The organism is Phocaeicola faecalis (genome assembly GCF_021730445.1).
Classification (GTDB): domain Bacteria; phylum Bacteroidota; class Bacteroidia; order Bacteroidales; family Bacteroidaceae; genus Phocaeicola; species Phocaeicola faecalis.
Genome location: NZ_JADNRM010000008.1, coordinates 90,034 through 102,285, shown reverse-complemented (window position 1 = coordinate 102,285; position 12,252 = coordinate 90,034). Strand labels below are relative to the sequence as shown.

General features: G+C 40.1%; 6 protein-coding genes and 1 pseudogene. All 7 read right to left on the bottom strand.

Annotated features, from left to right (window positions below):
* Positions 1–47 precede the first annotated feature (47 nt).
* Positions 48–2,153, bottom strand: a complete 2,106-nt coding sequence (locus IR173_RS09890) for a glycoside hydrolase family 2 protein (protein WP_237039469.1) — start codon at positions 2,151–2,153, stop codon at positions 48–50.
* A gap of 36 nt (positions 2,154–2,189) precedes the next feature.
* Positions 2,190–3,308 (bottom strand): glycoside hydrolase family 88/105 protein, encoded by a 1,119-nt coding sequence (locus IR173_RS09885; protein ID WP_237039521.1) that lies wholly within the window; start codon positions 3,306–3,308, stop codon positions 2,190–2,192.
* An 8-nt stretch (positions 3,309–3,316) separates the two neighbouring features.
* Positions 3,317–4,759 (bottom strand): alpha-L-fucosidase, encoded by a 1,443-nt coding sequence (locus IR173_RS09880; protein WP_237039468.1) that lies wholly within the window; start codon positions 4,757–4,759, stop codon positions 3,317–3,319.
* A 193-nt stretch (positions 4,760–4,952) separates the two neighbouring features.
* Positions 4,953–6,887 (bottom strand): RagB/SusD family nutrient uptake outer membrane protein, encoded by a 1,935-nt coding sequence (locus IR173_RS09875; protein ID WP_237039467.1) that lies wholly within the window; start codon positions 6,885–6,887, stop codon positions 4,953–4,955.
* Between the two features lie 19 nt (positions 6,888–6,906).
* Positions 6,907–10,239: pseudogene (locus tag IR173_RS09870) on the bottom strand (TonB-dependent receptor).
* A 284-nt stretch (positions 10,240–10,523) separates the two neighbouring features.
* Complete coding sequence (locus IR173_RS09865) at positions 10,524–11,537, bottom strand: FecR family protein (RefSeq protein WP_237039466.1); 1,014 nt, start codon at positions 11,535–11,537, stop codon at positions 10,524–10,526.
* A gap of 77 nt (positions 11,538–11,614) precedes the next feature.
* On the bottom strand, positions 11,615–12,160 hold the full coding sequence (locus tag IR173_RS09860) for an RNA polymerase sigma-70 factor (RefSeq protein WP_237039465.1): 546 nt from the start codon (positions 12,158–12,160) through the stop codon (positions 11,615–11,617).
* Positions 12,161–12,252: the final 92 nt, after the last annotated feature.

The following is a 12,252-nucleotide window of genomic DNA, read 5'->3' as shown; positions in this document are numbered from 1 at the left end:
CAGGTTATCTTTTGTTTTGTGTGAAAGCAGTTTAGACAACATTTATTCTACAACCCGAAATGCTCGTTTTTGTTTTCGTAGACTTCCGTCCCTCTGTTCTTCTCGCCTGAATAGTTCCATTCTATTTCATCCGTATACTCTTTTCCATCGCGAGACACAACAGCCTTCAGCATATTTTTGCCGTCAGACAAAGTAACATGGTCAAAAACATAATGCACATCAGTATAACCTTTACGAATACCTTGCAGTTCCTGTCCATTCAGATATACCCTCGGCATACCGATATTGGAATATACCGTTACTGAAGTCTCCTTCTTTTCACGCTCCACATTGCGTCGCTGAGTCAAATGCAAAACAGGCTCTTTACTCCAATTTGCCTTATACCAAAAATAAGAATCCTTCTTGGTTTTACGGTCGAAAGTCATCAGTCCTTTCATGTTACGTCCGGGGATGCCACCACGGTTAGCCATCGGCGTAGCAAAATCAAAAGTATTCCATAAATAAGAAGCAATGATATAAGGATGCTTAGCTATCACACTCCATTGATATTCATGCGTCTTCGTTTGGAAAGTCTCAGGATAATAAGGCTTGGTCCAGTTGAGAGATTGTCCCAGATATTCAGTCTGGTGATAGATATTGGCATCAGCGCCATATTCGCTCAGCATCAGTTTCTCGTACGGATATTTCTCTTCCAGGCCTTCCACCCATGCATCAATATCCTGAATTTTCTTTTCATACCATCCAAAGTACCGGTTCATACCCTGAATATCAGCATTCAAATTCACCGGATGTTCCATGTGCCCGTAACCATTCACCGAAACCGTATAGCGGTCGGGATCTTCCGTCTTGGCCAAATCATGAAGAGCGGCAGTCAACTGCGATGTATATTCGTGAGGATGATACACCTCATTGTGCAACCCCCATACATAGATAGAAGGATGATTGAAATTCTGACGAATCAATTCGCGAAGCTGACTTTGCGCATTCTCTGCCTCATAACCGGTGACACGGTTCACAAAAGGAATTTCAGCCCAGATAATCAGTCCCAAAGAATCGCAGCGGGAATATAAATAATCTGACTGTTGATAATGGGCAAAACGGACAGTGGTAGCCCCCACGTCCATTATCTGCGCCAAATCAAAGTCATGGTTTTCATTCTTCAGCGCACTTCCCAGTCCCCACCAGTCCTGATGGCGACAAACTCCATACATAGGATATTTCTCTCCGTTCAGATAGAAACCTTTGCCGGCAACAATCTCATACTTGCGCACCCCCAAAGGCTGAATCACTTCATCAATCACCTTTCCATCCTGCATCAGGCGTGAAACCACCTTATAAAGATAAGGGTCTTCCCGTCCCTGCCACAAATGCGGATTGCTCATTTTAAAGTTTGAGACATAAGCCTGTGTACCTTGAGGTGTCAATTCGATATTCTGTTTTTGAGAAGCAACCTTCTTTCCTTCCTGCGTGTAAATCGTATTTTCAAGAATCACAGGAACAGGCTGCAACGCGGCGTTATCCAATTTGACTTTTACGGCAATATCGGCCGAACGTTTCGATACATTCTTCTGAGTGATATAAACACCCGCGGAAGCACAATCGTTAACAGCGATGCTAGTCTTTTCGGTCACAACCAACCACACCGGACGATAGATACCCCCATAAACACCAAACAAGACATGGTTCACCGGAATAACATCGGGACGAGACTTATTGTCAGCCTTTACCACAATTTCATTATCCGCACCCGGTTTCAATGACGTACCGATTTCAACCATAAAAGCAGAATATCCCCCCTTATGTGTTCCAGTCATCTTCCCGTTTACATATACTTCCGCACAAGCACCTACCCCTTCAAAACGCAAAAACACACGCTTGTCTTTCAACTCCTCGGGACAGAAAAAGTTTTTCTTGTAGTATCCCGCTCCTTCGTAGAAATTATTATACTGCACCTGCATATCCTTGGCATTCCATGTATGCGGTATTTCCACTGCTTCCCATTTACCGTTCCATTGGGCAGCCGCCTTCATTGCATCGGTAGAAAAAGGGCCTTTTTTAAACTGCCAACCGGTATTGAAAGAGGTGACATCGCGAGCGATGGCATTTCCTGCAACAAACAAACCGGCCAACAACAGACTTACTAACTTCTTCATCTATACTAAATATTCTTTTAAACTTTAAGACTTTATTTATTGCGCCATTTTATAAATTTGATTTCCGGCCAGCAGAAAAGCACCTACACCATACACTTCTGTCATGTCACGGGTGACTTTACGCGGATCGGCTCCGATGGGTTGCACATAGCCCAACTTACCTTCTGCCGAAACAGCATCAAGCATCGCCTGCCAGCCTTTCACCACAACGGGAGTAAACTTATCCTTATCCAACAAGCCCTCGTTTATGCCATAAGCCAGTGCATAAACAATAAAGCCGGTAGCACTGGTCTCGGGAGACGGGTACGACCCGGGGTCGAGCAAACTGGCATGCCAGTAACCATCCTTACTCTGCAATTCAGCTACACGTGTAGACAAAGTTACAAACAATTCCTCATAGAACCGGCGGTTCTTATCCTTTTCAGGCAAAGCTTGCAAGATTTCACTCAGTCCGCCCAATACCCAACCATTGCCACGGCCCCAAAACACCTTCTTGCCGTTGGCTTCTTTCTTATTAAAATAACGAGAATCACGATAGAAGAGATTTTCTTCCTTATCGAACAGAAAATCGTAAGTAGCTTTATACTCACGATTTAGAAAATCAATATATTTCTTATCACCGGTCATCGTATAAAGCTTGGCATACACCGGAGGAGCCATAAACAAAGCATCACACCATGACCAGCGGTCAAGTGTCTCGATACGGCCATAATCCAGTTCCAAATTTCCCTTCGCCGGATGATTAATCACCCAATCGGTACGGGCTAACGTGTGCCACATCATTCTTTCCTTACCATATTTCTTATATAAATCGATGTACACCTGTGCCACTGCAATAAAATCAGCATGATACATCCATTGTCCCAACTGGTAATGATTACGGTTACCAATGCGCAGCAACCACTGATAATAGAAATCATAATTGTCTTCCTTTTCACTCAGTTCAGCCCAATCCACCATTCCCGCATAAAGAACAGCATGAGTCCATGACACATCATCATGTTCATGACCGGTATTGGGATGAGCTATCTGCCAATCCGCCACCTTACGCATCATATTTTTCGTTTCCACCTTCGTAAAAGGAATCCGGGCGGAAACGGAAACAGAGAACAGCACTGCAAGTGCTGTTCCCCATACCCTATTTATATAATTCATCTTTCCCATCAAGTTAAAGCATCACGATATTTATCCGCGGCACCGACAGCTTCTTTTATCTGTAGTTTGATGACAAATGGTTCGCCGGGGTCCTGTGCAGGCATATCTACATTATACTCATTTCGTGCCGTCTCCACCACCTTCACTTCTTTTCCATTCAGCAATACAGCTTTCACTACTTGAGTACCTTTCGGTGTTTTCACTGTCAGATGCTTTGAATAAGGTGGATTGAAGACAACCATGTAGACATCCGCTCCTTTGCGGGTGTAATATCCCCAAGGCTGTTTCTCCCAACCAGCATAGTCACAACCATAAATGCATGTTCCGTTCTTCTTCATCCAAGTCCCGATGGATTTAGCCAACTCCTTCTCTTCCGAACGGAAATCCCCATCCGCCTGAGGACCGAAGTTTACAACCATATTTCCACCCATAGACACAGCATGAACAATACGTTCAAGCACCTCTACCGGCGTCTTGACATAACTGAGAGACCAGTCTTTATGATATCCCCATTGATTTTCGGGTACTGTCATACAGGCTTCCCAATCCCAATGGGTCACTTTCAAGTCCTTCACCGGGTCGGGCAAACGACGTTCGTAACCGGATTCATAATCTCCCATCAAGTGACCATTACTATCAAAATGGCGTTTTCCGTAGTCATCGGCACGCAAACGGCTGTTGATTGTCACACCCGGAAGCATTTCTTTCAGCATACGCTCCACATGAGCCGTCCACCAACCATTTTTCTTAATGCTGGCATCCCAGGTGCCGTCAAACCAAAAGTCTTTTACTGTCGGATAACGGGTTGCAAGTTCCTTCAGTTGATTATCTGTAAACGTCAGAAAACGGCTGAAAGCAGCACTGTCCTCAGGAGTCTTCACGTCATAACGCCAATCCGGGTGACTCCAATCCATCACCGAGAAATAGAAATGTACATCAATGCCCTCATCGTTATACGCCTTTACCATTTCTCCCAAAAGGTCTTTCTTGTATGGGGTATTTGCTACTGTGTTTTCTGTATACTTACTGGGCCAGAGGCAAAAACCCTCATGGTGCTTAGTGGTAATCTTCACATAACGCACTCCCATTTCTTTGGCCATCTTTGCCCACTTCTTGGCATCAAACTTCGTCGGATTCCATTGTTTCATCAATTCCAGCCACTCGCCTGACGGAACTTTTGCCCATGACTTCAACCATTCGGCAGCTCCCGGATAGACCTTGCCATTCCATTCACCCCCGGGAATAGCATACAGCCCCCAGTGGATAAAAGCACCCAGACGGTTATCGCGAAATTTCTGCATATCCGCATCATAGCGTTTGCCTAAACGGTCAGCACCATAATTCAAAGGAATTTCCTGTTCGGCAGGTAATAATTTATGGCTGTTCTGAGCAGATGCTCCTGCTGCCAATAATGAGAATAAGATGAAAGTCTTTAAGAATTTGTTTTTCATGTTCAATAAATAAAGGAATTATAATTAAGATTGTCTATGAAGACTATGCAAAAGTAACAAGAGCAACCGAATACGACTTGCCATTTTTGTTGCCATTACCTACACATATTGTCCTCAGAAAGAAAAATGATTAAAAAAAGATGCCCTGCAAGGGCTACAAGGCATCTTTTTACGGTAGAAGGTTTTAATAGAATTATTTATCATTCTCTGCCTCTTCCCAACCTGGATTTTGTTCGAGCTGCGGATTCATGGTTATTTCCTCACGAGGGATAGGCCATAAATAACGATAGTCTTCCCATGGCAGAGTGCCTTTTATAGTATATTTATAAGGACTCTTCGGATAGCAGATAATAAATCCATCTTCATCCAAAAAGATATCCTTGTCTACAGTAGCCTTAGTTGCACTAAAACGTTCTGCTCCCGGCTTACTTGTATCCTTCTTCTCATATTTGCCGCTATATAATTCCAGCATCTCATCAGTCATCTGCATACCGCGCAAAGGCACTGTCAGAAGTTTACCTGCCTTCCAACGCATCAAGTCTTCATAACGATGATTTTCCATAGCCAATTCCACGCGACGTTCACGGCGGATTTCGCGAAGCAACGGACTAACCGGATAATCCAATTTTTCTGCATAGATTTTATCCAAACGTGGGTCTGCCGGTTCTTGTCCTACCACCAATTTTGAGGTTGGATATTTTGCAAAATCAAATCCAGCTCGTTCACGTAAAGCATTAATCGTCATATCAACATCTGCTTGTGACAAAGTTCCTTCCAGTTCATATTTAGCCTCAGCATACATTAATAACAGCTCGCCATAACGGAACTCGATAGCAGCCTGAATACCGTTAGTCGTACGGTCTTGTTCTTCCATGTCACCCATCCAATGTTTAATAACACGATATCCGGTTACAGTAGAACCGCTTGTGTTATAATTAATCTTCGGATAATTAATACCATTCTCCTCCAAAGAAACGATGCCTCCTTCATAGATAGTAACATGTTCTCCAGGACGACAAATGGTTTGCACCAGACGAGGGTCACGATTTTCCAACTCTCTCCACATTCCGTAACCTTCAAAATTTGGATTTTCTTCATAGTTACCTTCGGAACCACCTATATAAATAGGTCTTCCGTCAACACACAAATATTCATCAATAAACCCTCGGGTTGCTCCCATTGATTGACGGTTACTATTATTTTGGTCATAATAACGCTGAAAAGCATGACCAAATTCATCCTGAATATAAGTACGACCTAAAATAACTTCTTTATTATTAGAAAAATCATAGGCCGTAAACATCTTCCAATAAGACTCTCCTGAATTGTCTGTATATAAAGAATATTTGCCTAGCAATTCATTACAAGCTGTAACACATTCCTGTAAGAACTTAGTTCCATTTAAATTTAGTTCCTTATGATATTTACGATAAGTACCTTCGAACAAACAAATACGAGCTTTTAAAAAATTAGCCATATCCTTATTCAAACGACCACTTTCTTCTTTTCCTTTTTGCGGCAAGCCGGCAACGGCTTTATTAATACACATCAGCAAAGAATCCATAACCTCTTCACGTGAATTACGTGGAGCATACAATTCTTCTGAGTCTACATTTAAGTCACGAGTCAACCAAGGCACATCACCGAAAAATAACACCTTTTTATAATAATCAAGAGCTTTGAAAAAGTAAGCCTCACCTGCATATTGTTCCAACTTCTGAGCAGGAAGATTACTACGTTGATAACGTTGTAAAAAGAAATTAATAGTTCGTAAATTTGTCCAGCTCCATCCACCACTTCCTGCCCCGGTAGGAATTTTATTTAACCCTGCCAATTCTTTTGGTTCACTACCTGTACGTACACAGTTATCTGAATAAAAATCACCATAAGCCAAAGGACTTCCTGTCACCGGAAGCGGAGTAATATATTTATCTTGCGACCATCCATCACCATGCCCTTTTATATAAGCAGGATAGAGTTTATTTAAATAAAGTTTCAAATCACTTTCTGTCTGCCAGAAATTCTCATCTGTCACATTATCCAAAGGATAACGTTCCATAAAATCATCATTACATCCTACAAGCATGGAAACTAATCCCAACGCCAATATATATTTTTTTATTTTCATAATCTTTTTCTTTTTAAAATTAGAAATTAATCTGTGCACCGACTGATACAGAGCGCATCATCGGGTAAGATGAAGAAATTGATTCCGGGTCAAAAACATCAGGCACACCTGAAATTTCAAATAAATTATAACCGGAAAGATTCAAAGTAACACTATTCATTCCTACTTTAGTAACCCATGACTTAGGCAAGCTATAACCCAAAGACAAAGTTTTTAAACGAATATATGCAGCATTGTACAAATTTCCTGTATGTGCAATGCTTGAATTCTGAGTTCTGCCATACATATGATATTTCGCATTAGTGCGGTCAGGACGCCATGAATTATTATAAGTATCACGGTTTCCGGAAGTATTGTTTCCGCCCCATAAAGCACGATCCGTTATACAAACATCACGCTTAGCAACTCCTTGGAAGAAAATGCCGAGAGATATATTCTTCCATGAGACATTACCATTTAATCCAAAACGGAAACGCGGAGTACTGTTACCAATAACTTTGCGGTCACCCGGATTATAAATAGTATTCTGTCCTGTAGAAACTTTACCATCTGCGCCTACACTGCTTCTGTGCTCATCATCACTTTCTTTTCCTCCATAATCCTCAAAACGAAGATCGCCCGGATACCATGTAGAGCCTAAATCAGACTGTGAAGCGCCTTGTAATATTTGTTTTCCATTTTCATCTGTTACAAAATCATCTTCTTGCAAAATACCTAAACTGTTATATCCCCATATTTCACCCATCGTTTTACCCGCATATAGAGAAGAAAGTAATTTATTAGGATTACCATCAAAGCGAACGACCTTGGTTATATAGTCAGACAAAACAAAGCTTACATCGTAATTTAATCCATTAGCCAAACGGTCCTTCCATTTCAAACTCAATTCCCATCCATTTGTGCGCAATACACCTGAATTCTTTTTAGGTGCCGAAGCGCCCAAGACACTAGGATACTTGTCACCTGCCATTAAAATATCTTTAGTCCGACGAGAGTACCAATCAAAAGTCAAATCCAAACGATTTCCCAATAAAGCCACATCAATACCGAAATCAATAGTCGTTGCTGTTTCCCAAGTCAAATTTGGAGAAATCAATCCCGAAGGAGAAATGCCCATTGGACGACTTCCCCCCATATTCCAACTTACAAAACCAACGCTACCATATTCGGGGATATATGCATAATTAGAAACATTCTGATTACCCAAAGAGCCCCATGAAGCTCTTAACTTCAAGTTGTCCAACCAAGTGCAATTATTTTTCATAAAGGATTCTTCAGAAACTCTCCAACCGGCGGAGAAAGAAGGGAAAAATTTGAATCGGTCTTCCTTGCGGAAACGTGAAGTACCATCATAACGACCATTGAACTCAAACAGATAACGATCATTAAAAATATAATTAACACGAGCAAAAGCTCCACGAATAGCCCAATGTTCTGCACTATCATAAGCATATTAATTGCCAGTAGCAGCATTTATCACTGGAATATTAGGAGTTAAAATACCCTGAGCCTTAGCTCCTGTATAACGATAAGTATACCATTCCTGATTAAAACCTGCTACAGCTCCTACATAATGTTTTCCAAATGTTTTATCAAAATTAGCATAAGCATTGATAGTATAATAATCAGAATGAGTTACCTGTTCTAAAATGCTGGAAGGATCAGTGTGAGTTTTCACAGTAGATGTCCAGTTATCTACCACATACTCACGAGTTGGAATTACTTCTTTATAATAATATTCATTTGGGCGATAAGAAAACTCACCTTTCAAACTCAACCCGTCCATCAACGTTATAGTAGGATTGATACTGAACACCGCATTGGTACGTTTCGTTTCTTTTGTAGCTCCATAGGCCAACCAACCTATAATATTATCAGTCCACATTTCGCCCATGGGATCTGTTGCAGCAGTTTTCACCGGTGCACACACATTACGTTCCGGTTCTCCCATCATAGCAGACCATAAAGACCCCTTCTGTGCATTAATATATGGTTCATCCAAATTAGAAACATTATAACTAATCTTAGCATTGATTTTAAACCACTTGGTGATTTCTGAATCGATACTCATCAATCCATTAAAACGATTTTGCTTATCTGTATTTATTTTATACATTCCTTCTTGATGCTGATATCCCAAGGACAAATAATAACGGCTTTTGGCAGTTCCACCACTAATACTGGCCGTATGTTTTTGCAATGGTGTCCAGTCTCTTACAACTTCTTCAAACGGATTCATGCTTGAAACCCATGAAAATTTTGATGTACTTCCCTGCTGATAAATCCAAGCATTTTCTGCTGTAGGATTTTCCATCCATTTTTTCTTGGCTTCCAATAACTGCATACTCCAATCCGAAACAGAGTTACCAGTCCATTCTGTACGTTCATTCTCAGCCAATTGCAATGTATAAGCATCCATAATATCAGGACGATGCGATGGAGTGTTCCACTGCATACTAAAATTATAAGTAACTGTTGGCCTTTGTTCTTTTTGACCAGACTTAGTGGTAACCAACATTACACCATACGTAGCACGAGCACCATAAATAGCAGCCGAAGCAGCATCCTTTAATAAAGAAATGCTTTCAATATCATTAGGATTCAACATATTAAGATAAGTGGCATCCATTTGTATACCATCAACCAAAATCAATGGACTACCTTCATCAACCTGCCATTTGCCATTTGAATCCTGACTCATTGACGTACCTCCACGAACGTTAAAAGAAGGAACTGCTCCAGGGGAAGCACTTGTTGCTGAAACATTCAAATTAGGAATAACACCTTGCAAAGCCTGGCCAATGTTAGCAACCGGTTTATTTGCAAGAGCTTCACTCGAAACAGAAGCTACAGCCCCGGTCAAGTTCACTTTTTTCTGAGTACCAAAACCTACTACAACCACTTCGTCCAATGTTTTGGAATCTTCCACCAAACAAATCTCGGTTTTAGTTCCCGCTTTTATGGTCTGTGGAACATAGCCAATATAAGACACCAAAAGACTTGCATCTTTAGAGACACTCAACTGATAATTACCGTCAATATCTGTAATTACACCATTAACAGTACCTTTTTCTACAACATTTGCCCCAATAATCGGCTCACCTGTAGCATCGACAACTTTTCCTTTAACTGTCACCTTACCACCTTGTGTTCCTGTGCTCTTCTTATTGCTAGGAAACAATACGATTTGGGAATTTGTTATTTCAAAACCGATTCCGACCGAATTCAACATTTTATCCATAGCCTTGCGAACAGTTTCATTCTGTACGGAAAGGCTAACCTTAACCTTAATATTGACTTCAGCGGGATTATAAAAAAATGTATAGCCACTAGCTTTCTCTACTTTCGGCATAGCCTCTGATAGAGGAATATTTGAGAAAGAAAGGGAGAAACGCTTTTCTGTTTGGGCCATTAGAAAGGTTGTACAAAAAAGCATTAAAATAAATGCGGAATATTTCTTTAAATTCATATTTTTGTAGATTATAAAGTTAACTAGTGGGGAATAAATGCCTAGAACGACCAAATTCTTTATTCATTCCTCCGGTTAATAATTAATTTAACTCATGTAGAAGAGGGAATGCTAACCTATTTAGCTTCCCTTTTTTATATCATCAATGTTTCATAGGCATCATGTTTTTAAGGGTTAGTACTAGATATTTCTTTTATGGTTAACACATTATGTTCATCGAAATTGTATTCTAATGGATTCAGGCGTGCCATAATACGTACAATTTCCTCTAATGTTTCATGACGTAGAGTAAAACTATAAATATATTTATCAGACAAAGATGGAGCCAGATTAATCTTCACACTATACCATTTAGAAAGGAAGCGACAAATATACCCCAAAGACTTTCCATTAAATATAATCTTATCATTAGCCCACGAAGTCATAAAGTGGACATCTCCTCTTTCAATTGAAAGGGCATTGTTCAGCTTATTAAATGTTGCCATTTCACCCGGTTGCATAAGACGATGCTCTTTAGACGTCTCCAATGATACAGAGCCTTCTACAAGCCCCACGTATGTATTAGTAGAGTCAGGATGAAAAGTAACATTAAACTTTGTTCCATGTACAACCACTTTCATACCTTCAGTCTCCACTACGAAAGGATGATCTTTATCATGCTTAACATCAAAATATGCTTCACCCAAGAGATTGACCAGACGTGAGTTATCATTAAAGTCCGTATGCAAGGAAAGGGAAGTATTGGTATGCAGACACACTTGAGTGCCATCTGACAGATAAACTTTTGACTTACCACTTAAGTTTGTATAAACCTGAGCACCCGATTCCGGACGTCCCAAATTTATACCTATATATAATGTACAAGAGAGGACTATAAGCAAAAAAACAGAAGCAACAGCAGCATAGCGTTTGAAAGATACAAAACGAGTCTTATGAACAGAAGGTTCAGCTTTTACCTCTGTAGCCTTCATGCGCTTCGATAACTCTTGCCAATAATAATTAGTATCGGGAGTATAATCAACAGCATTTTCCTGCACCCTTTGCCACAACATTTGCAACTCCTCAAAAATTACCCTATGGTTATCCTCAGCCAACCACACAGTCAGGTCGTGTTCTTCTTCAGCTGTAATGTCGTGTTTCAGCTTTTGAATAATTAGAATCCAGGGTATTTCTTTTTTCATTTCGTATGTCTTTTTAGCTTTTTACAACTGTATGACACTTTAAAATGAAATAACCCTTATTCAAAAAAGAGTTTTTTTTAAAAAAGATATGTATATTTCTCGTCCAAGAAGTTCTTTATTAACTTTAAAGCTTTGGTTATCTGCGCTTCCACAGTCTTTACTGAGATTTGCATTTTCTCTGCAATTTCTTTGTTGGTCAGATTCTCATGCCTGCTATATTGAAAAACTTCCCGACACTTATTAGGCAACGAACAAATAGCCTCCATAATGAGATACTGCAATTCTTCCATCTCAAGAGCAGAAATATCTTCATCTTGTATTTCATCTCTCACTTCTTCAAGACGAAGCATTTGACGATTGTCGCGCAAATAATTTAAGCATCGGTTACGGGTTGCCTGAAAAAGATATGCTTTAAAAGAAAGAGTAACATTTATCTCACTTCGATGTTCCCAAATATAAACGAAAAGATCTAATATAAGTTCTTCTGCGTCTTGAACATCTGATATATAAACATGTGCAAAACGACATAATGATGCAAAATAAGTATCAAATAAATACTTAAAAGCTTGCTCATTACCGCCTTGAATGAGTTTCAACAACAATATATCGTCATTAATGCTCATAATATGATTCTTGAACGCAAAGATAGAAATTAAATAAAAAAATAAAAAGGGAAAGCCGCCTGAAAGATAATACTTATCCCACAAACGGCTTC